The 22,060-nt window shown below is 65.1% G+C and carries 16 protein-coding genes and 4 tRNA genes; all 20 read left to right on the top strand.

Annotation, left to right across the window (positions count from 1 at the left end; all coding sequences use genetic code 11):
* Positions 1 to 15: 15 nt before the first annotated feature.
* The 20 genes from SLW55_RS02550 to tuf (SLW55_RS02455) all read left to right on the top strand — a co-directional run bounded on the left by SLW55_RS02550 (position 16) and on the right by tuf (SLW55_RS02455) (position 21,615).
* Positions 16 to 663 carry a 50S ribosomal protein L25/general stress protein Ctc gene (locus tag SLW55_RS02550; protein WP_017907366.1) on the top strand — a complete coding sequence of 216 codons (648 nt, stop codon included), beginning with the start codon at positions 16 to 18 and terminating at the stop codon, positions 661 to 663.
* A 54-nt stretch (positions 664 to 717) separates the two neighbouring features.
* Positions 718 to 1,299, top strand: coding sequence for an aminoacyl-tRNA hydrolase (pth, locus tag SLW55_RS02545; RefSeq protein ID WP_043093037.1), 582 nt, complete (start codon positions 718 to 720; stop codon positions 1,297 to 1,299).
* 79 nt (positions 1,300 to 1,378) lie between these two features.
* Positions 1,379 to 2,470 (top strand): redox-regulated ATPase YchF, encoded by a 1,092-nt coding sequence (gene ychF / locus SLW55_RS02540; RefSeq protein WP_010341267.1) that lies wholly within the window; start codon positions 1,379 to 1,381, stop codon positions 2,468 to 2,470.
* A 159-nt stretch (positions 2,471 to 2,629) separates the two neighbouring features.
* Positions 2,630 to 2,715: transfer RNA gene (locus tag SLW55_RS02535), tRNA-Tyr, on the top strand.
* 32 nt (positions 2,716 to 2,747) lie between these two features.
* Positions 2,748 to 2,821, top strand: a tRNA-Gly gene (locus tag SLW55_RS02530).
* Between the two features lie 30 nt (positions 2,822 to 2,851).
* A tRNA-Thr gene (locus SLW55_RS02525) sits at positions 2,852 to 2,927 on the top strand.
* A 45-nt stretch (positions 2,928 to 2,972) separates the two neighbouring features.
* Complete coding sequence (gene tuf, locus SLW55_RS02520) at positions 2,973 to 4,163, top strand: elongation factor Tu (protein WP_043093035.1); 1,191 nt, start codon at positions 2,973 to 2,975, stop codon at positions 4,161 to 4,163.
* Between the two features lie 165 nt (positions 4,164 to 4,328).
* Positions 4,329 to 4,404: transfer RNA gene (locus SLW55_RS02515), tRNA-Trp, on the top strand.
* A 50-nt stretch (positions 4,405 to 4,454) separates the two neighbouring features.
* Entirely contained in the window at positions 4,455 to 4,868 is a 414-nt protein-coding gene (secE, locus tag SLW55_RS02510; protein ID WP_017908390.1) for a preprotein translocase subunit SecE, read from the top strand.
* Positions 4,869 to 4,881: 13 nt separating this feature from the next.
* A complete protein-coding gene (gene nusG, locus SLW55_RS02505; RefSeq protein WP_010341344.1) occupies positions 4,882 to 5,439 on the top strand; it encodes a transcription termination/antitermination protein NusG in 558 nt (185 codons plus the stop codon).
* Between the two features lie 200 nt (positions 5,440 to 5,639).
* Positions 5,640 to 6,068: a 50S ribosomal protein L11 gene (gene rplK / locus SLW55_RS02500; RefSeq protein WP_010341342.1), complete on the top strand. Its 429-nt coding sequence runs from the start codon at positions 5,640 to 5,642 to the stop codon at positions 6,066 to 6,068.
* Positions 6,069 to 6,071: 3 nt separating this feature from the next.
* Positions 6,072 to 6,770: a 50S ribosomal protein L1 gene (gene rplA, locus SLW55_RS02495; RefSeq protein ID WP_048490044.1), complete on the top strand. Its 699-nt coding sequence runs from the start codon at positions 6,072 to 6,074 to the stop codon at positions 6,768 to 6,770.
* Positions 6,771 to 7,251: 481 nt separating this feature from the next.
* Positions 7,252 to 7,794: a 50S ribosomal protein L10 gene (gene rplJ, locus SLW55_RS02490; protein WP_010341340.1), complete on the top strand. Its 543-nt coding sequence runs from the start codon at positions 7,252 to 7,254 to the stop codon at positions 7,792 to 7,794.
* 63 nt (positions 7,795 to 7,857) lie between these two features.
* On the top strand, positions 7,858 to 8,226 hold the full coding sequence (gene rplL, locus SLW55_RS02485; protein WP_010341338.1) for a 50S ribosomal protein L7/L12: 369 nt from the start codon (positions 7,858 to 7,860) through the stop codon (positions 8,224 to 8,226).
* 296 nt (positions 8,227 to 8,522) lie between these two features.
* Positions 8,523 to 12,674, top strand: a complete 4,152-nt coding sequence (rpoB, locus tag SLW55_RS02480; protein WP_017908393.1) for a DNA-directed RNA polymerase subunit beta — start codon at positions 8,523 to 8,525, stop codon at positions 12,672 to 12,674.
* Positions 12,675 to 12,804: 130 nt separating this feature from the next.
* Positions 12,805 to 17,022, top strand: coding sequence for a DNA-directed RNA polymerase subunit beta' (rpoC, locus tag SLW55_RS02475; protein WP_320744475.1), 4,218 nt, complete (start codon positions 12,805 to 12,807; stop codon positions 17,020 to 17,022).
* A gap of 228 nt (positions 17,023 to 17,250) precedes the next feature.
* A complete protein-coding gene (rpsL, locus tag SLW55_RS02470) occupies positions 17,251 to 17,625 on the top strand; it encodes a 30S ribosomal protein S12 (protein WP_003469157.1) in 375 nt (124 codons plus the stop codon).
* Positions 17,626 to 17,637: 12 nt separating this feature from the next.
* Positions 17,638 to 18,105 (top strand): 30S ribosomal protein S7, encoded by a 468-nt coding sequence (gene rpsG / locus SLW55_RS02465; RefSeq protein WP_010341334.1) that lies wholly within the window; start codon positions 17,638 to 17,640, stop codon positions 18,103 to 18,105.
* Between the two features lie 138 nt (positions 18,106 to 18,243).
* Complete coding sequence (fusA, locus tag SLW55_RS02460) at positions 18,244 to 20,334, top strand: elongation factor G (RefSeq protein ID WP_010341333.1); 2,091 nt, start codon at positions 18,244 to 18,246, stop codon at positions 20,332 to 20,334.
* A 90-nt stretch (positions 20,335 to 20,424) separates the two neighbouring features.
* Positions 20,425 to 21,615, top strand: a complete 1,191-nt coding sequence (gene tuf / locus SLW55_RS02455; RefSeq protein WP_043093035.1) for an elongation factor Tu — start codon at positions 20,425 to 20,427, stop codon at positions 21,613 to 21,615.
* Positions 21,616 to 22,060: the final 445 nt, after the last annotated feature.

Genomic DNA, 22,060 nt, shown 5'->3' with positions numbered 1-22,060 from the left:
AGGTAGTAAACGCAAATGGCAACCACGCATGAAATCAAGGTTCAGCGCCGCGAAGTCGAGGGCAAGGGTGCGAGCCGCCGCCTCCGTCGCGACGGCCTGATCCCGGCGATCGTCTACGGTGGCGATCTGAAGCCGGTCAACATCCAGCTCGACCACAACGAAGTCTGGCTGGCCAGCCAGAACGACTGGTTCTATTCGTCCATCCTCAGCCTGAGTCTGAACGGCGACGTGCAGAAGGTGCTGCTGCGCGATATGCAGCGTCACCCGTTCAAGCAGCTGATCATGCACATCGACTTCCAGCGCGTAAACGACAACGAGGCTCTGCATGCCTCGGTGCCGCTGCACTTCATCAACGAGGACGTGTCCCCGGCCGGCAAGTCGGCCGAAGTGGTCGTCACCCACGAGCTGAACGAAATCCAGGTCGTGTGCCTGCCGAAGGACCTGCCGGAGTTCGTCGAAGTCGACCTGGCCGCGCTGTCGGTCGGCGACGTGATCCACCTGTCCGACCTGAAGCTGCCGGCCGGCGTCGAGCTGCCGGAACTGAAGCTGGGCAAGGAGCACGACGTGGCGGTGGTCATCGCCAAGCACGGCCGTGTCGAGGAAGAGCCGGAAGCCACCGACGCGGCGGCCGCCGCCGAGCCGGCCAAGAAGGACGGCAAGTAATCGCCTGCGCGGCGTCCGGGCCATCGGTCCGGACGCCGCGGCGATGCATTGCGCATGACTGGTCTGCGTCTGATCGTCGGCCTGGGCAACCCCGGCGCCGAACACGCGAATACCCGGCACAACGCCGGGTTTCGTTTTGTCGACGCGTTGGCCGAGCGGGCCGGCGCGCGCTGGAGTGTGGACGCCAAGCTGTTCGGCGAGACCGCCAGGGTCGAGGTCGCGGGGCAGTCGGTGTGGCTGCTGAAGCCGGCCACCTTCATGAACCTCAGCGGCAAATCGGTCACGGCCGCCTTGCGCTTCTGGAAGATCGAACCGGCGCAGGCGCTGCTGGCGCACGACGAGCTGGACCTGGCGCCAGGCACGGCGCGGCTCAAGTTCGACGGTGGCCACGGCGGCCAGAACGGACTGCGCGATACCATCCGCCTGCTCGGGCACGCCGGCTTCCACCGCCTGCGCATCGGCATCGGCCATCCCGGCCACAAGGACAAGGTGGTGCCGTGGGTGCTGGGGCGCGCCGGCAAGGACGACCAGGTGCTCATCGATCGCGCCATCGACGACGCCATCGACGTGCTGCCGCTGGCCGTGCAGGGCGACTTCAACGAGGCGATGAAGCGGTTGCATACGCAGGGGAAATAGGGAATGGGGAATGGGGAATGGAAAGGCGGCTATGCTTTCCGATTCCCTATTCCCGATTCTCCATTCCCGGATTACACACATGGGCATCAAATGCGGCATCGTCGGCCTGCCCAACGTCGGCAAGTCGACCCTGTTCAATGCGCTGACCAAGGCGGGCATCGCCGCGGCCAATTTTCCGTTCTGCACCATCGAGCCGAACGTGGGCGTGGTGCCGGTGCCGGATCCGCGCCTGAACGCGCTGGCGGCGATCATCAATCCGCAGAAGGTCGTGCCGACCGCGGTCGAGTTCGTCGACATCGCCGGCCTGGTCGCCGGTGCGGCCAGCGGTGAGGGCCTGGGCAACAAGTTCCTGGCGCACATCCGCGAGGTCGATGCGATCACCCACGTGGTGCGCTGCTTCGAGCATGGCGACATCATCCACGTGAACAACAAGGTCGACCCGGTTTCCGACATCGAGACCATCGACACCGAACTGGCCCTGGCCGACCTGGACAGCGTCGAGAAGGCGCTCAACCGCGCCGAGCGTTCGGCCAAGGGCGGAGACAAGGACGCGGCGGCGCGCAAGCCGGTGCTGGCCAAGCTGCAGGCCGCGCTGGCCGAGGGCAAGGCCGGGCGCAACGCCGGGCTGGACGAGGAGGAGAAGGCGCTGGTGCGCGACCTGTTCCTGCTCACCCTCAAGCCGGTGATGTACATCGCCAACGTGCTGGAAGACGGCTTCGAGAACAATCCGCACCTGGATGCGGTGCGCGCGCATGCCGCCGCCGAGGGCGCCGAGGTGGTCCCGGTGTCGGCGGCGATCGAGGAAGAGCTGTCGCAGTTGGACGACGCCGACCGCGATGCGTTCCTGGCCGATCTGGGTCTGAGCGAGCCGGGCCTGAACCGGGTGATCCGCGCCGGCTACACCCTGCTGGGGCTGCAGACCTACTTCACCGCTGGCGTGAAGGAAGTGCGCGCCTGGACGGTCAAGGCCGGGTCGACCGCGCCGCAGGCCGCGGCGGTGATCCACACCGACTTCGAGAAGGGCTTCATCCGCGCCGAAACCATCGCCTACGACGACTTCATCAAGTACAAGGGCGAGGCCGGCGCCAAGGAAGCCGGGCGCCTGCGTCTGGAAGGCAAGGAGTACCGCGTGCAGGAAGGCGATATCCTGCATTTCCGCTTCAACGTCTGATGCGTGCGCGTGTCCTGGCCGGGCGCGCGCGGGCAACGACGATTTCCTGCGACATCGCGTCAAAATACTGTTGACAAGGCGGGGATGTCAGGGAAGAATAGCGGGCTGTTTCACCCCTCTCTGATTTCGGCCTCGCAGCCGGGTTCGAGTGGGTAAGTTGGAGGGATACCCAAGCGGCCAACGGGGGCAGACTGTAAATCTGCTGGCTTACGCCTTCGGTGGTTCGAATCCACCTCCCTCCACCAGTTATTTTGTTGTGGCAGTGCGGCATCCCGTAGCGGGAGTAGTTCAACGGTAGAACCTCAGCCTTCCAAGCTGATGGTGCGGGTTCGATTCCCGTCTCCCGCTCCATTGAACGCGCTTGTGTCACAATAGAACAACGCTCACGTAGCTCAGTCGGTAGAGCACCTCCTTGGTAAGGAGGAGGTCGAAGGTTCGATTCCTTTCGTGAGCACCATATTCAGTCGTCAAATCTTTCTACGATCACCGAGAAGAAGCAGCCATGGCCAAGGGTAAGTTCGAGCGCACCAAGCCGCACGTCAACGTCGGCACCATCGGTCACGTCGACCACGGCAAGACCACGCTGACCGCGGCGCTGACCAAGATCGGCGCAGAGCGCTTCGGCGGCGAGTTCAAGGCGTACGACGCGATCGACGCGGCGCCGGAAGAGAAGGCGCGCGGCATCACGATCTCGACCGCCCACGTGGAATACGAATCCCCGACGCGCCACTACGCGCACGTGGATTGCCCGGGTCACGCGGACTACGTCAAGAACATGATCACCGGTGCGGCGCAGATGGACGGCGCGATCCTGGTGTGCTCGGCCGCTGACGGCCCGATGCCGCAGACCCGCGAGCACATCCTGCTGTCGCGCCAGGTCGGCGTGCCGCACATCGTGGTGTTCCTGAACAAGGCCGACATGGTCGACGACGCCGAGCTGCTCGAGCTGGTCGAGATGGAAGTGCGGGAGCTGCTGAGCAAGTACGACTTCCCGGGCGACGACACCCCGATCATCCACGGTTCGGCGCGTCTGGCGCTGGAAGGCGACCAGAGCGAGATCGGCGTGCCGGCGATCCTGAAGCTGGTGGACGCGCTGGATTCGTTCATCCCGGAGCCGCAGCGCGACGTGGACAAGCCGTTCCTGATGCCGGTGGAAGACGTGTTCTCGATCTCGGGCCGCGGCACCGTGGTGACCGGTCGTATCGAGCGCGGCATCATCAAGGTGGGCGACGAAATCGAAATCGTTGGCATCCGTGCGACGCAGAAGACCACCGTGACCGGCGTGGAAATGTTCCGCAAGCTGCTCGACCAGGGCCAGGCGGGCGACAACGCGGGCCTGCTGCTGCGCGGCACCAAGCGTGACGACGTGGAGCGCGGCCAGGTGCTGTGCAAGCCGGGTTCGATCAAGCCGCACACCGAGTTCGAAGCCGAGGTGTACGTGCTGTCGAAGGACGAGGGCGGCCGTCACACCCCGTTCTTCAAGGGCTACCGTCCGCAGTTCTACTTCCGCACCACCGACATCACCGGTGCGGTGCAGCTGCCGGAAGGCGTGGAAATGGTGATGCCGGGCGACAACGTCAAGATGGTGGTGACGCTGATCAACCCGGTGGCGATGGACGAAGGTCTGCGCTTCGCGATCCGCGAAGGCGGCCGTACCGTCGGCGCCGGCGTGGTGGCCAAGATCATCAAGTAATGCCCTCCGGCGGCGAAGGCCGCCGGGCTCGACGGCAGGATGGCGGTCTCGGTCGCCGGAATCCGACGAGGTGCAGGCGGCTATGGCCGTCGGGTTCAGCGAAGGGCGGGCCGGAACCTTCGGTCCGCCTTCGCCGTCTCAGGGAAGTGCAGTCGTTCTTACTACACGCCAGTAGCTCAATTGGCAGAGCAGCGGTCTCCAAAACCGCAGGTTGGGGGTTCGAGTCCCTCCTGGCGTGCCAATCTGCCGCTCCCTATCCAGTGACCTCGGTCGCATAGCAGCAAGAGTCGGATGAACAGCAAGATCGAGCATTCCAAAGGCCCCGCCGCCTCTGTCGGTGGCGATATCGTCAAGTACGTCATCGCTGCGTTGCTGGTGGTCGCCGGCCTGTTTGTCTGGTTCTGGTTCGGCGATGCGAGCCGTGCTGCACAGCTAGGGAGTTGGTCCGGTCCGCTGCGCGGACTGGCGGTTGTGGCCGGTCTGGTCGCCGGTGCCGCGGTGTTCCTGTTGACGGCCAAGGGCCGCGAGGGCCGCGAGTTCCTGTCCGAATCCCGTTTCGAACTGCGCAAGGTGGTGTGGCCGACCCGCCAGGAAGCCATCCGCACCACCTGGGTGGTGATCGTGGTGGTGATCATTCTGAGTCTGTTGCTGGGCGGGTTCGATTTCCTGATCCAGAAGCTGATGCAGTGGTTCGTGAGCCGTTGAGGAGAGTGCAGCAGTGAAGCGTTGGTATGTCGTTCACGCCTATTCAGGCTTCGAGAAGTCCGTGGCCCAAGCGCTGCGCGACCGTATTGCGCGTGACGAGATGCAGGAGCGCTTCGGTGACGTGCTGGTCCCCACCGAGGAAGTGATCGAGATGCGCTCCGGCCAGAAGCGCCGTTCCGAGCGCAAGTTCTTCCCGGGTTACGTGCTGGTCCAGATCGAAACCCACGACGAAGGCGGCATTCCGCGCATCGACAACGAAAGCTGGCACCTGGTCAAGGAAACGCCGAAGGTGATGGGCTTCATCGGCGGTACCGCCGATCGTCCGCTGCCGATCCGCGACGAAGAGGCTGATGCGATCCTGCAGCGCGTTCAGGATGGCGTGGAGAAGCCGCGTCCGAAGGTGCTGTTCGAGCCGGGCCAGATGGTCCGCGTCACCGACGGCCCGTTCAACGACTTCAATGGCGTGGTCGAGGAAGTCAACTACGAGAAGAGCCGCCTGCGCGTGGCGGTGCTGATCTTCGGCCGTTCCACCCCGGTGGAACTGGAATTCGGTCAGGTCGAGAAGGCCTGAGCCCGTCCCGGCGCGGCTGCGCCGGGCGCCAAAATCTCTGCTATACTGCGCGGCTCCCTGTCCAGGCAAGCCGTCGGGCAGAACGGAAGCCGCCGCGAGGCGGCTTTCTGCGCACTTCAAAAACGTGATGGCGGGACACGTGATTTTCCCGTCGCGATGGGGAGCCTGCGGTTTAGGCGCTAGCACCCGGAGACACTAAAATGGCAAAGAAAGTCGTCGGTTACATCAAGCTGCAGGTGAAGGCCGGTCAGGCCAACCCCTCGCCGCCGGTCGGTCCTGCGCTGGGTCAGCGTGGCCTGAACATCATGGAATTCTGCAAGGCGTTCAATGCCGCCACGCAGAAGCTGGAGCCGGGCCTGCCGACTCCGGTCATCATCACGGCCTATTCGGACCGTACCTTCACCTTCGTCACCAAGAGCACCCCGGCCAGCGTGCTGCTGAAGAAGGCCGCGGGCGTCAGCTCCGGCTCCAAGCGCCCGAACACCGAGAAGGTGGGCAAGGTGACCCGCAAGCAGCTCGAAGAGATCGCCAAGGCGAAGGAAGCCGACCTGACGGCGGCGGAGCTGGAAGCGGCGGTACGCACGATTGCGGGTTCCGCCCGCAGCATGGGCCTGACGGTGGAGGGTTAAGCAATGGCACAGACCAAGCGACAGAAAGCGATCCGTGCTGCCGTGCAGCCGGGCAAGGCGTATTCGATCGACGAAGCGCTGAAGATCGTCAAGACCACCAGCAAGGCCAAGTTCGTCGAAGCCGTCGACGTGGCCGTGCGCCTGGGCGTGGACGCGAAGAAGTCCGACCAGCAGGTGCGCGGTTCCACCGTGCTGCCGGCCGGTACCGGCAAGAGCGTGCGCGTGGCGGTGTTCGCTCCCGCCGGCGCCAAGGCCGATGAGGCGCTGGCCGCCGGCGCCGAAGCCGTCGGCATGGACGACCTCGCCGAGAAGATGCAGGGCGGCGACCTGAACTACGACGTGGTCATCGCCACCCCGGACGCGATGCGCGTCGTCGGCAAGCTGGGCACCCTGCTGGGCCCGCGCGGCCTGATGCCGAACCCCAAGGTCGGCACCGTGTCCGCCAACCCGGCCGAAGCGGTCAAGAACGCCAAGTCGGGCCAGGTGCGCTACCGCACCGACAAGGCCGGCATCATCCACTGCACCATCGGCAAGGCCAGCTTCGAAGACGACGCGCTGAAGAGCAACCTGCAGGCGCTGCTGCTGGACCTGGTCAAGGCCAAGCCGGCGACCTCGAAGGGCACCTACCTGCAGAAGATCTCGGTGAGCTCGACCATGGGTCCGGGCGTCACCATCGATCAGGCTTCGCTGTCCCTGAAGTAATCGCAACACGGCGCCGCCCGACAGGTGCGGCGCCGGTGTCACCCTTTTGAAGGCGTCGCCCGGGGCAACCCGACGCGAAGCCGTCAAAGACCGCAGGCGCGGTCTGCGCACACCGACGACGGGCACGGAAGCTCGACACGGCAAGGAGTCGCCGTCGGTACAGCGGGATCGCTTAATCAGCCCCTCGGGGCCAGCCGGCGTAGATGGTGCCGCCTTTCTGGAGTTTTTCTGGTGCAGGCCAGCCCGGTGTTCCGGGCGCGCTCACTCCAGGTCTGGAACGGCCACCAACTGGGATGCCATGCGGCATCCCCGGCATCCAGGAAGGAGGCCGCCCAGGACCGCAAGCGGCAGGAGCCGCGAGCGGAGTAAGTTTGAAGCAGGGATTCGGGATTCGGGATTGGGGATTGGCAAGAGCGGCGGTATCGCTCCTGACGCATCCCAGGTCGCGCATTTCAACTCCCGGCTTTAACGGAGGAGTGCAATGGCTCTCAATCTGTCCCAGAAGCAAGAAGTCGTCGCCGAACTGGCCGACGTCGCCGCGAAGGCCCACTCCTTGGTTGCTGCCGAGTACGCCGGCATCACGGTCTCGCAAATGACCGCGATGCGCAAGAAGGCGCGCGAAACCGGTGTGTACTTGCGTGTTGTCAAGAACACCCTGGCCGCGCGTGCCGTTGCCGGTACCGAATACGAGTGCGTCCAGGACGCGCTGGTCGGTCCGCTGCTGTATGCGTTCTCGACGGAAGAACCCGGCGCTGCCGGTCGTCTGATCAAGGAATTCGCCAAGGGTAACGACAAGCTGCAGGCCAAGGTCGTGTCGCTGGGTGGTCAGCTGTATCCGGCCGCTCATCTCGAGGTGTTGGCGTCGCTGCCGACCCGCGAGCAGGCGCTGGCCATGCTGGCACGCGTCCTGGCCGAGCCGGCGAGCATGTTCGCCCGTGCGGTCAAGGCCGTGGGCGACAAGCAGGGTGGTGGCGACGCCGCGCCTGCCGACGCCGAAGCGGAAGCCCCGGCCGAAACGGCTTAAGTTCGCGACACCTGAAACGGTTCACTAGAACCTCATCCAGAAAAAATTCCAAAGGTAATCACAATGTCCCTGTCTAACGAGCAGATCGTCGACGCAATCGCCGAAAAGACCCTCATGGAAGTGATGGAGCTGGTCAAGGCCATCGAAGACAAGTTCGGCGTCTCCGCCGCCGCCCCGGTCGCCGCTGCCGGTCCGGCCGTGGCCGCCGCGCCGGTCGAAGAGCAGACCGAGTTCAACGTCATCCTGATCGACGCCGGCGCCAAGAAGGTCGACGTCATCAAGGCCGTCCGCGCCATCACCGGCCTGGGCCTGAAGGAAGCCAAGGACCTCACCGAGGCCGGCGGCGTCCTGAAGGAAGCCGTGTCGAAGGAAGACGCCGACAAGTTCAAGAAGGACCTGGAAGCCGCTGGCGCGAAGGTCGAAGTCAAGTAAGCAGTCCCTTGCATCGCCAGCCGTTCAAGGCGATGCACTGAAGGCTGGGGGCGAAAGCCCCCGGCCTTTGGCCGTTGTTGCAATGCCGGGATTGGATATTCGGCATCGGAGATTCGAGAGGCGGTCGTCGACCCATCCCGAATCCCCTCATCCCCAATCTCGTTCTCATCGAGTTGGTAGTTGGAAGTAGCGGGAGAAGGCGTGCTGGTGCCGGCAATACCAGCGACTTCCAACTGACAATTTATGTTCACTCAGGGCCGCGGACGCGTGGCCCGCATCAGCCAAGGTGATACCTCATGACGTCTTATTCGTTCACCGAAAAGAAGCGTATCCGCAAGGACTTCGGCAAGCAGCGCTCGATCCTCGAAGTGCCGTTCCTGCTCGCCATCCAGGTGGATTCCTACCGCGAGTTCCTGCAGGAGAACACCGACCCGAACAAGCGTTCGGACCACGGCCTGCACGCGGCCCTGAAATCGGTGTTCCCGATCTCCAGCTACAGCGGCAACGCGGCACTGGAGTACGTCGGCTACAAGCTCGGCGAACCGGTGTTCGACGAGCGTGAATGCCGCCAGCGCGGCATGAGCTACGGCGCGCCGCTGCGCGTGACCGTGCGCCTGGTGATCTACGACCGCGAGTCCTCGACCAAGGCGATCAAGTACGTCAAGGAGCAGGAGGTCTACCTCGGCGAAATCCCGCTGATGACCGACAACGGCACCTTCATCGTCAACGGCACCGAGCGCGTCATCGTCTCGCAGCTGCACCGCTCGCCGGGCGTGTTCTTCGACCACGACCGCGGCAAGACCCACAGCTCGGGCAAGCTGCTGTACAGCGCCCGCATCATCCCGTACCGCGGCTCCTGGCTGGACTTCGAGTTCGACCCGAAGGACGCGCTGTTCACCCGTATCGACCGCCGCCGCAAGCTGCCGGTGTCGATCCTGCTGCGCGCGCTCGGCTACTCGAACGAGGAGATGCTGTCCGAGTTCTTCGAGATCAACACTTTCCACATCGACCCGAAGGAAGGCGTGCAGCTGGAGCTGGTGCCCGAGCGCCTGCGCGGCGAGACCCTGAACTTCGATCTGGCCGACGGCGACAAGGTCATTGTCGAAGCCGGCAAGCGCATCACCGCGCGCCACGTCAAGCAACTCGAGGCCTCCGGCATCGCCGCGCTGGCCGTGCCCGACGAGTACCTGGTCGGCCGCATCCTGTCGCACGACGTGGTCGATGCCTCGACTGGCGAACTGCTGGCCAGCGCCAACGACGAAATCAGCGAAGATCAGCTGACCGCGTTCCGCAAGGCCGGCGTCGATGCCGTGGGCACGCTGTGGGTCAACGACCTGGATCGCGGCCCGTACCTGTCCAACACCCTGCGCATCGATCCGACCAAGACCCAGCTCGAGGCGCTGGTCGAGATCTACCGCATGATGCGTCCGGGCGAGCCGCCGACCAAGGACGCCGCGCAGAACCTGTTCCACAACCTGTTCTTCACCTTCGAGCGCTACGACCTGTCCACGGTCGGCCGCATGAAGTTCAACCGCCGTGTCGGCCGCAAGGAAGTCACCGGCGAGTCGGTGCTGTACGACAAGAAGTACTTCGGCGAGCGCAACGACGAGGAGTCCAAGCGCCTGGTCGCCGAGCACGCCGACAGCTCCGACATCCTGGACGTGATCAAGGTCCTGACCGAGATCCGCAACGGTCGCGGCGTGGTCGACGACATCGATCACCTGGGCAACCGTCGCGTGCGTTCGGTCGGCGAAATGGCCGAGAACGTGTTCCGCGTGGGCCTGGTCCGCGTCGAGCGCGCGGTCAAGGAGCGCCTGTCGATGGCCGAGTCCGAAGGCCTGACCCCGCAGGAACTGATCAACGCCAAGCCGGTGGCCGCCGCGATCAAGGAGTTCTTCGGCTCCTCGCAGCTGTCGCAGTTCATGGACCAGAACAACCCGCTGTCGGAAGTGACGCACAAGCGTCGCGTCTCCGCGCTGGGTCCGGGCGGTCTGACCCGCGAGCGTGCCGGCTTCGAAGTGCGCGACGTGCATCCGACCCACTACGGCCGCGTCTGCACTATCGAAACGCCGGAAGGCCCGAACATCGGCCTGATCAACTCGCTGGCGGTGTATGCCCGCACCAACCAGTACGGCTTCCTCGAGACGCCGTACCGTAAGGTCGTGGACGGCCAGATCACCGACGAAGTCGAGTACCTGTCGGCGATCGAAGAGAACGAGTACGTCATCGCCCAGGCCAACGCGCTGCACGACGCCAAGAGCCGCCTGACCGAGCAGTTCGTGCCGTGTCGCTACCAGGGCGAGTCGCTGCTGAAGCCGCCGGCGGAAGTGCACTTCATGGACGTGTCGCCGATGCAGACCGTGTCGATCGCGGCCGCGCTGGTGCCGTTCCTGGAGCACGACGACGCCAACCGCGCGCTGATGGGCGCGAACATGCAGCGCCAGGCCGTGCCGACGCTGCGTGCGCAGAAGCCGCTGGTCGGTACCGGCATCGAGCGCGCCGTGGCGCGCGACTCGGGCGTGACCGTGAACGCCCGCCGTGGCGGCGTGATCGAGCAGATCGACGCCGGCCGCATCGTGGTCAAGGTCAACGAGGCCGAGATCGGCGGCGGCACCGACGCCGGCGTCGACATCTACAACCTGATCAAGTACACCCGCTCCAACCAGAACACCTGCATCAACCAGCGTCCGCTGGTGAACGTGGGCGACGTGATCGCGCGCGGCGACGTGCTGGCCGACGGCCCCTCGACCGACATCGGCGAGCTGGCTCTGGGCCAGAACATGCTGATCGCGTTCATGCCGTGGAACGGCTACAACTTCGAAGACTCCATCCTGCTCTCCGAGCGCGTGGTGGAAGAGGATCGCTACACCACGATCCACATCGAAGAGCTGACCTGCGTGGCGCGCGACACCAAGCTGGGGCCGGAGGAAATCTCCGCCGACATCCCCAACGTGTCCGAGCAGGCGCTGAACCGTCTGGACGAGAGCGGCGTGGTGTACATCGGTGCGGAAGTGCGCGCCGGCGACATCATGGTCGGCAAGGTCACGCCGAAGGGCGAGAGCCAGCTGACCCCGGAAGAGAAACTGCTGCGCGCGATCTTCGGCGAGAAGGCCTCGGACGTGAAGGACAGCTCGCTGCGCGTGCCGCCGGGCATGGACGGCACCGTCATCGACGTGCAGGTGTTCACCCGCGACGGAATCGAGAAGGACAAGCGTGCCCGCCAGATCGAGGAAAACGAGATCAAGCGGGTCAAGAAGGACTTCGACGACCAGTTCCGCATCCTGGAAAGCGCGATCTACGCGCGTCTGCGTGGCCAGCTGATCGGCAAGGTTGCCAACGGCGGTCCGAACCTGAAGAAGGGCGACACCATCAGCGACGCCTACCTGGACGGCCTGAAGAAGTCCGACTGGTTCGCGCTGCGCATGAAGGACGAGGACGCCTCCGAGGCGATCGAACGCGCGCAGAAGCAGATCCAGGCGCACGAGAAGGAGTTCGAGCGTCGCTTCGCCGACAAGCGCGGCAAGATCACCGCCGGCGACGACCTCGCCCCGGGCGTGCTGAAGATGGTCAAGGTGTTCCTGGCGGTGAAGCGCCGCATCCAGCCCGGCGACAAGATGGCCGGTCGCCACGGCAACAAGGGTGTCGTGTCGATGATCCAGCCGATCGAGGACATGCCGTACATGGCCAACGGCGAGACCGTGGACATCGTGCTGAACCCGCTGGGCGTGCCGTCGCGTATGAACATCGGTCAGGTGCTGGAAGTGCACCTGGGCTGGGCCGCCAAGGGCCTGGGTCGCAAGATCCAGAACATGCTCGAGGCCCAGGCCAAGGTCGCCGACCTGCGCAAGTTCCTGGCGCAGATCTACAACCACGACCAGAAGCTGGGCGAGGACCGCGTGGACCTGGACCAGTTCAGCGACGCGGAACTGCTGGCGTTGTCGAAGAACCTGACCGACGGCGTGCCGATGGCCACCCCGGTGTTCGACGGTGCCACCGAGGCCGAGATCAAGCACATGCTCGAACTCGCCGACCTGCCGATCAGCGGCCAGACCCAGCTGTACGACGGCCGCACCGGCGAGGCGTTCGATCGCCACACCACGGTGGGCTACATGCACATGCTGAAGCTGAACCACCTGGTCGACGACAAGATGCACGCGCGCTCCACCGGCCCGTACTCGCTGGTCACCCAGCAGCCGCTGGGCGGCAAGGCGCAGTTCGGCGGCCAGCGCTTCGGCGAAATGGAAGTCTGGGCGCTGGAAGCCTACGGCGCGGCCTACACCCTGCAGGAAATGCTGACGGTGAAGTCCGACGACGTGCAGGGCCGCAACCAGATGTACAAGAACATCGTCGACGGCGAGCACGAGATGGTCGCCGGCATGCCGGAGTCCTTCAACGTGCTGGTGAAGGAAATCCGCTCGCTGGCGATCAACATGGAACTGGAAGACTGAGGGCAGGGAATGAGGAGTCGGGACTAGGAAACCGCCCGGGCGTTTGCCCACAGGCCGCCGGCGTTTCCTGTCCCGCCTCTCCGCTTCCAACGATTCCCTATTCGCTATTCCCGATTCCCGGAGAAATCAAATGAAAGACCTGCTCAACCTCTTCAACCAGCAGCGCCAGACGCTGGACTTCGACGCGATCAAGATCGCGCTGGCCTCGCCGGACCTGATCCGTTCGTGGTCCTTCGGCGAAGTGAAGAAGCCGGAAACCATCAACTACCGGACCTTCAAGCCCGAGCGCGACGGCCTGTTCTGCGCCGCCATCTTCGGCCCGATCAAGGACTACGAGTGCCTGTGCGGCAAGTACAAGCGCATGAAGCACCGCGGCGTGGTCTGCGAGAAGTGCGGCACCGAAGTGACCCTGGCCAAGGTGCGCCGCGAGCGCATGGGCCACATCGACCTGGCTTCGCCGGTCGCGCACATCTGGTTCCTGAAGTCGCTGCCGTCGCGCATCGGCCTGATGCTGGACATGACCCTGCGCGACATCGAGCGCGTGCTGTACTTCGAAGCCTACGTGGTGACCGAGCCGGGCCTGACCGCCCTGGAGCGCCGCCAGCTGCTGACCGAAGAGCAGTACCTGACCGCGCGCCAGGAGCACGGCGACGACTTCGACGCCGCCATGGGCGCCGAGGCCGTGTACGAACTGCTGCGCACCATCGACCTGCAGTCGGAAATGACCCGCCTGCGCGAAGAGATCGCCAGCACCGGTTCGGAAACCAAGCTCAAGCGTCTGACCAAGCGCATCAAGCTGATCGAGGCCTTCATCGAGTCCGGCAACCGTCCGGAGTGGATGGTGATGACCGTGCTGCCGGTGCTGCCGCCGGATCTGCGTCCGCTGGTGCCGCTGGACGGCGGCCGCTTCGCGACCTCCGATCTGAACGACCTGTACCGCCGCGTCATCAACCGCAACAACCGCCTGCGCCGCCTGCTCGAGCTGAACGCGCCGGACATCATCGTGCGCAACGAAAAGCGCATGCTGCAGGAATCGGTCGATGCGCTGCTGGACAACGGCCGTCGCGGCCGTGCCATCACCGGCACCAACAAGCGTCCGCTGAAGTCGCTGGCCGACATGATCAAGGGCAAGCAGGGCCGGTTCCGCCAGAACCTGCTCGGCAAGCGCGTGGACTACTCCGGCCGTTCGGTGATCGTGGTCGGCCCGACCCTGCGTCTGCACGAGTGCGGCCTGCCGAAGAAGATGGCGCTGGAGCTGTTCAAGCCGTTCGTGTTCGCCAAGCTGCAGCGTCGCGGCCTGGCCACCACCATCAAGGCCGCCAAGAAGCTGGTCGAGCGCGAAGAAGCCGAAGTCTGGGACATCCTGGAAGAGGTGATCCGCGAGCACCCGGTGCTGCTGAACCGTGCGCCGACCCTGCACCGTCTGGGTATCCAGGCGTTCGAGCCGGTGCTGATCGAAGGCAAGGCGATCCAGCTGCACCCGCTGGTCTGCACCGCGTTCAACGCCGACTTCGACGGTGACCAGATGGCCGTGCACGTGCCGCTGTCGCTGGAAGCGCAGCTGGAAGCGCGCGCGCTGATGATGTCCACCAACAACATCCTGTCGCCGGCCAACGGCGAGCCGATCATCGTGCCGTCGCAGGACGTGGTGCTGGGCCTGTACTACATGAGTCGCGCCCTGGAGAACAAGAAGGGCGAGGGCATGGTCTTCGCCAACATCGCCGAAGTGAAGCGCGCCTACGACAACCGTGCGGTCGAACTGCACGCCAAGGTCAAGGTCCGCATCACCGAGACGGTGATCGACGAAGAAGGCAACCGCAGCAAGAAGACCTCGATCGTGGACACCACGATCGGGCGCGCGCTGCTGGCCGAGATCCTGCCGGAAGGCCTGCCGTTCGCGCTGGCCAACACCGAGCTGACCAAGAAGAACATCAGCCGCCTGATCAACTCCAGCTACCGCCAGCTGGGTCTGAAGGACAGCGTCGTGTTCGCCGACAAGCTGATGTACACCGGCTTCGCCTACGCGACCCGCGCCGGCGTGTCGATCGGCATCGACGACATGCTGATCCCGTCGGAGAAGAAGGGCATCCTCGGCGAAGCCGAGCAGGAAGTGCTGGAAATCCAGGAGCAGTACCAGTCCGGCCTGGTCACCGCCGGCGAGCGCTACAACAAGGTCGTGGACATCTGGTCGCGCACCAACGAGCGCATCGCCAAGGCGATGATGGACACCATCGGCACCGAGAAGGTGGTCAACGCCAAGGGCGAGACCATCGACCAGAAGTCGATGAACTCGCTGTACATCATGGCCGACTCCGGCGCGCGTGGTTCGCAGGCGCAGATCCGCCAGCTGGCCGGCATGCGCGGCCTGATGGCCCGCCCGGACGGCTCGATCATCGAGACGCCGATCAAGGCGAACTTCCGCGAAGGCCTGAACGTGCAGGAGTACTTCAACTCCACCCACGGTGCCCGTAAGGGTCTGGCCGATACCGCGCTGAAGACCGCCAACTCCGGTTACCTGACCCGCCGCCTGGTCGACGTGGCGCAGGACGTGGTGATCACTGAGCCGGATTGCGGCACCACCGACGGCCTGACCATGACCCCGATCGTGGAAGGCGGCGACGTGGTCGAACCCTTGCGCGACCGCGTGCTCGGCCGCGTGGTGGCCGAGGACGTGTTCCTGCCGGGCAACGACGAGGATCCGATCGTCACCCGCAACACCCTGCTCGACGAGCAGTGGGTGGCCAAGCTGGAAGAGGCCGGCGTGCAGTCGGTCAAGGTCCGCTCGACCATCACCTGCGAATCGGCGTTCGGCGTGTGCGCGCGTTGCTACGGCCGCGACCTGGCCCGTGGCCACCTGGTCAACATCGGCGAAGCGGTCGGCGTCATCGCCGCGCAGTCGATCGGCGAGCCGGGTACCCAGCTGACCATGCGTACCTTCCACATCGGCGGCGCGGCCTCGCGTGCGGCGGCGGTGGACAACATCACGGTCAAGACCACCGGTTCGATCAAGTTCAACAACCTCAAGTCGGTCGAGCACGCCAACGGCTCGCTGGTGGCGGTGTCGCGTTCGGGCGAACTGTCGGTGCTCGACGGCCACGGCCGCGAGCGCGAGCGCTACAAGCTGCCGTACGGCGCCACCATCACCGCCAAGGACGGCGACGCCGTCAAGGCCGGCCAGTCGGTGGCGAACTGGGATCCGCACAACCACCCGATCGTGTCGGAAGTGGCCGGTTTCATCCGCTTCATCGACTTCATCGACGGCGTCACCGTCATCGAGAAGACCGACGAACTGACCGGCCTGGCCTCGCGCGAGATCACCGATCCGAAGCGTCGCGGCACCCAGGCCAAGGACCTGCGCCCGATCGTGCGCATCGTCGACGCCAAGGGCAACGACCTGACCATCCCGGGCACCGATCTGCCGGCGCAGTACCTGCTGCCGCCGCGCTCGATCGTCAACCTGCAGGACGGCGCGCCGGTCGGCGTGGGCGATGTGGTCGCCAAGATCCCGCAGGAAGCGTCCAAGACCCGCGACATCACCGGTGGTCTGCCGCGCGTGGCCGACCTGTTCGAGGCGCGCAAGCCGAAGGATCCGGCGATCCTGGCCGAGCGTTCGGGCATCATCAGCTTCGGCAAGGGCACCAAGGGCAAGCAGCGCCTGATCATCAAGGACACCGACGGGTCGGAGCACGAAGAGCTGATCCCGAAGTACCGCCAGATCATCGTGTTCGAAGGCGAGCACGTGGCCAAGGGCGAAACCGTGGTGGACGGCGAGCCGAGCCCGCAGGACATCCTGCGTCTGCTGGGCGTCGAGCCGCTGGCCGCGTACCTGGTCAAGGAAATCCAGGACGTGTACCGCCTGCAGGGCGTGAAGATCAACGACAAGCACATCGAGGTCATCACCCGGCAGATGCTGCGCAAGGTCGAGATCACCGACCAGGGCAACAGCAAGTTCCTCAACGGCGAGCAGGCCGAGCGCCAGCGCGTCATCGAGGAGAATGCCCGCCTGGTGACCCGCAACGAACTGCCGGCCAAGTACGAGCCGGTGCTGCTGGGCATCACCAAGGCCTCGCTGGCGACCGAGTCGTTCATCTCGGCCGCGTCGTTCCAGGAGACCACCCGCGTCCTCACCGAGGCGGCGGTCCGCGGCACCAGTGACACGCTGCGCGGCCTGAAGGAAAACGTGATCGTGGGTCGCCTGATCCCGGCCGGTACCGGCCTGGCGTACCACAACACGCGCCGCCGCAACGCCAGCGGCCTGACCGAGTCGGAGATGCAGACCCTGTCCGGCGGCAGCGCCGAGCCGGCGGTCGAGACCTCCGCCCCGGCGGCTGCCGGCAGCGAAGAGTAAGCAACACGCCGGACCGGTCCCGCCCGCGGGGCCGGTCTACCACGCGAAAGGGGGCGCAGCGGAAGCGCCCCGTATTCCGGCCCCGGATGGGCCAGCAAGTAAAAATTCCGTTGTGTTGACGGCGCTTTGACTTGCCCGCTATACTTTCCTGTCTCGGCAGGCCGTCCTTCGGCCTGCCTTCGTTTTCACGCATCCAGGCCCGACGGCCTCAATCAGAAGAATCCACTGATGGCGACGATCAACCAGCTGGTCCGCAAGCCGCGGCAGGCGACCACCTACAAGAGCGCCTCTCCGGCGCTGGACAAGTGCCCGCAGCGCCGTGGCGTCTGCACGCGCGTGTACACCACCACCCCGAAGAAGCCGAACTCGGCCCTGCGCAAGGTCGCCAAGGTGCGCCTGACCAACCAGGAAGAGGTCATTAGCTACATCGGCGGCGAAGGCCACAACCTGCAGGAGCACTCCGTGGTCCTGATCCGCGGCGGCCGCGTCAAGGATCTGCCGGGCGTGCGCTACCACACCGTGCGCGGTTCGCTCGACGCCGCCGGCGTTGCCAAGCGTCGCCAGGGTCGTTCCAAGTACGGCGCCAAGCGCCCGAAGAGCTAAGGGAAAGTACACATGTCTCGTAAAGGTAATACGCCGCAGCGCGCCGTTCTCCCGGACCCCAAGCACGGGAGCGAAACCATCGCCCGCTTCATCAACATGGTGATGCTGAGCGGCAAGAAGTCGGTCGCCGAAAAGATCGTGTACGGCGCGATGGACGTGATCGGCGAGAAGAACCCCAACGCCATCGAGCTGGTGCAGAAGGCGCTGGACAACGTCGCTCCGGCGGTCGAAGTCAAGTCCCGCCGCGTCGGCGGTGCCACCTACCAGGTGCCGGTCGAGGTGCGTTCCTCCCGTCGCATGGCGCTGGCGATGCGCTGGCTGATCGACTCGGCGCGCAAGCGCGGCGAGAACTCGATGCCGCGCAAGCTCGCGGCCGAGCTGGTCGATGCTTCGGAAAACCGTGGCGGCGCCATCAAGAAGCGCGAAGAGACTCACCGCATGGCGGAAGCGAACAAGGCGTTCGCGCACTACCGCTGGTGACCTTCCGGGCCTTGGAAACGGGGCCCGCTGGCACCATCTGAGTGCCGCTAGCCGCGCCGTTGCGCGTGGCACAAATCCGAAGGCCGCCGCAAGGCGGCGTTCGGCCATCCGAAATCCAAGAAATTTGAGAGGCTCCCTGTGGCCCGTACCACTCCCATCGAGCGTTACCGCAACTTCGGCATCATGGCTCACATCGATGCCGGCAAGACCACCACCTCCGAACGCATCCTGTTCTACACCGGCGTCAGCCACAAGATCGGCGAGGTGCATGACGGTGCCGCGACGATGGACTGGATGGAGCAGGAGCAGGAGCGTGGCATCACGATCACCTCCGCGGCCACCACCGCGTTCTGGACCGGCATGGACAAGTCCATGCCGCAGCACCGTTTCAACATCATCGACACCCCCGGGCACGTGGACTTCACCATCGAAGTCGAGCGCTCGCTGCGCGTGCTCGACGGCGCGGTGTTCGTGCTGTGCGCGGTCGGCGGCGTGCAGCCGCAGTCCGAGACCGTGTGGCGTCAGGCCAACAAGTACGCGGTGCCGCGTCTGGCGTTCGTCAACAAGATGGACCGCACCGGCGCCAACTTCGACAAGGTCGTCGAGCAGCTGAAGGCCCGCCTGGGCGCCTACCCGGTGCCGATGCAGGTGCCGATCGGCGCCGAAGACGGCTTTGAGGGCGTGGTCGACCTGGTCAAGATGAAGGCGATCCACTGGGATACCGCCTCGCAGGGCACCGTGTTCGAATACCGCGACATCCCCGCGCACCTGGTCGACAAGGCCACCGAAGCGCGCGCGTTCATGGTCGAGGCCGCGGCCGAAGCCAACGAAGACCTGATGGACAAGTACCTCAACGAGGGCGACCTGTCCGAGGCCGAGATCCTGGGCGGTCTGCGCGAGCGCACCCTGAAGGTGGAAGTGGTGCCGGTGTACTGCGGTACCGCGTTCAAGAACAAGGGCGTGCAGGCCATGCTCGACGGCGTGATCCAGCTGCTGCCGTCGCCCAGCGACCGTCCGCCGGTCAAGGGCATCGACGAGGACGAGAAGGAAGACAGCCGTCCGGCCACCGACAACGCCCCGTTCTCGGCGCTGGCGTTCAAGATCATGACCGACCCGTTCGTCGGCTCGCTGACCTTCTTCCGCGTCTACTCGGGCACGCTGAACTCCGGCGACCAGGTGTACAACCCGGTCAAGTCGAAGAAGGAGCGCGTGGGTCGCATCCTGCAGATGCACTCCAACAACCGCGAAGAGATCAAGGAAGTGCGCGCGGGCGACATCGCCGCGGCGGTGGGCCTGAAGGACGTCACCACCGGCGACACGCTGTGCGCGCAGGACCACATCATCACCCTGGAGCGCATGGTGTTCCCGGAGCCGGTGATCTCGATGGCGGTCGAGCCGAAGACCAAGTCCGACCAGGAAAAGATGGGCATCGCGCTGAGCCGTCTGGCGCAGGAAGATCCCTCGTTCCGCGTCAACACCGACGAAGAGTCCGGCCAGACCATCATCCGCGGCATGGGCGAGCTGCACCTGGAAATCATCGTCGACCGCATGAAGCGCGAGTTCAACGTCGAAGCCAACGTCGGCAAGCCGCAGGTGGCCTACCGCGAGACCATCCGCAAGGCGGTCAAGCAGGAAGGCAAGTTCGTGCGTCAGTCCGGCGGTAAGGGCCAGTACGGTCACGTGGTGCTCGAGATCGAGCCGCAGGAACGCGGCCAGGGCTACACCTTCGAGAACGCGATCGTCGGCGGCGTGGTGCCGAAGGAATACATCCCGGCGGTGGATAAGGGCATCCAGGAAGCGGTGGCCAACGGCGTGATGGCCGGCTACCCGATCGTGGACGTCAAGGTGCGCCTGATCGACGGTTCGTACCACGACGTCGACTCGTCGGAAATGGCGTTCAAGATCGCCGGCTCGATGGGCTTCAAGGAAGGCTTCAACAAGGCCAACCCGGTGCTGCTGGAGCCGATCATGAAGGTCGAGATCGTCACCCCGGAGGATTACCTGGGCGACGTGATGGGCGACGTGAGCCGTCGTCGCGGCATCCTGCAGGGTCAGGACGACAGCCCGTCGGGCAAGGTGATCAACGCGATGGTGCCGCTGGGCGAAATGTTCGGCTACGCCACCACGCTGCGCTCGATGTCGCAGGGTCGCGCCACCTTCTCGATGGAGTTCGACCACTACGCCGAAGCGCCGGCCAACATCGCCGACTCGGTCATCAAGAAGAACTGAGATTAGAGCGACGGGATGCGTGCCGCGGACTCGATCCGCGCCGCATCCCGCTCGCTCGTCCCCCAATACGAATCACGAGGTAGAGAAGACATGGCAAAGGGTAAGTTCGAGCGCACCAAGCCGCACGTCAACGTCGGCACCATCGGTCACGTCGACCACGGCAAGACCACGCTGACCGCGGCGCTGACCAAGATCGGCGCAGAGCGCTTCGGCGGCGAGTTCAAGGCGTACGACGCGATCGACGCGGCGCCGGAAGAGAAGGCGCGCGGCATCACGATCTCGACCGCCCACGTGGAATACGAATCCCCGACGCGCCACTACGCGCACGTGGATTGCCCGGGTCACGCGGACTACGTCAAGAACATGATCACCGGTGCGGCGCAGATGGACGGCGCGATCCTGGTGTGCTCGGCCGCTGACGGCCCGATGCCGCAGACCCGCGAGCACATCCTGCTGTCGCGCCAGGTCGGCGTGCCGCACATCGTGGTGTTCCTGAACAAGGCCGACATGGTCGACGACGCCGAGCTGCTCGAGCTGGTCGAGATGGAAGTGCGGGAGCTGCTGAGCAAGTACGACTTCCCGGGCGACGACACCCCGATCATCCACGGTTCGGCGCGTCTGGCGCTGGAAGGCGACCAGAGCGAGATCGGCGTGCCGGCGATCCTGAAGCTGGTGGACGCGCTGGATTCGTTCATCCCGGAGCCGCAGCGCGACGTGGACAAGCCGTTCCTGATGCCGGTGGAAGACGTGTTCTCGATCTCGGGCCGCGGCACCGTGGTGACCGGTCGTATCGAGCGCGGCATCATCAAGGTGGGCGACGAAATCGAAATCGTTGGCATCCGTGCGACGCAGAAGACCACCGTGACCGGCGTGGAAATGTTCCGCAAGCTGCTCGACCAGGGCCAGGCGGGCGACAACGCGGGCCTGCTGCTGCGCGGCACCAAGCGTGACGACGTGGAGCGCGGCCAGGTGCTGTGCAAGCCGGGTTCGATCAAGCCGCACACCGAGTTCGAAGCCGAGGTGTACGTGCTGTCGAAGGACGAGGGCGGCCGTCACACCCCGTTCTTCAAGGGCTACCGTCCGCAGTTCTACTTCCGCACCACCGACATCACCGGTGCGGTGCAGCTGCCGGAAGGCGTGGAGATGGTGATGCCGGGCGACAACGTCAAGATGGTGGTGACGCTGATCAACCCGGTGGCGATGGACGAAGGCCTGCGCTTCGCGATCCGCGAGGGCGGCCGTACCGTCGGCGCCGGCGTGGTGGCCAAGATCATCAAGTAATGCCCTCCGGCGGCGCAGGCCGCCGGCTGGGATCGCCAGCGACCTCGGTCGCCGGCATCGCGAAGGGTCGGCGCAAGCCGGCCCTTCGTCGTTTCCGGGCATGCGAACGTTCTGGCGATTTGTTGGCGCGAGGTGTTGCGGAGGTGTGAAGTCGTCGCTATAATGCGCGGCTCGGCGTTCCTGGGTAGGGCGCCGGTAAGACAGCGAAAAGAGAGGCAGGACGCCGCTCGTGTTCGCAGGACCGGGAAGGTCGCGTCGCATGGAGCACTCAACAGCCCCGGGTTGTTGACGCTGCTCTAGCTGCGCATTATACTTTTCCGTCTGGGCAGGCCGGGTCGACTGGTCTGCCCCAGTTTTTGGGGCGGAGGAATGCCCCCGCCGAGCCGGATGCTCTGCGGTACGACATCAGGAAACAACCGGGGCAGGTATCCCAGAGGCCTTGCCC

The sequence above is a fragment of the Xanthomonas sp. LF06-19 genome, from assembly GCF_034105425.1.
Lineage (GTDB): Bacteria > Pseudomonadota > Gammaproteobacteria > Xanthomonadales > Xanthomonadaceae > Xanthomonas_A > Xanthomonas_A sontii.
Note: the sequence above shows the minus strand (reverse complement) of the source record. Positions and strands in the feature narration are given on the sequence as shown.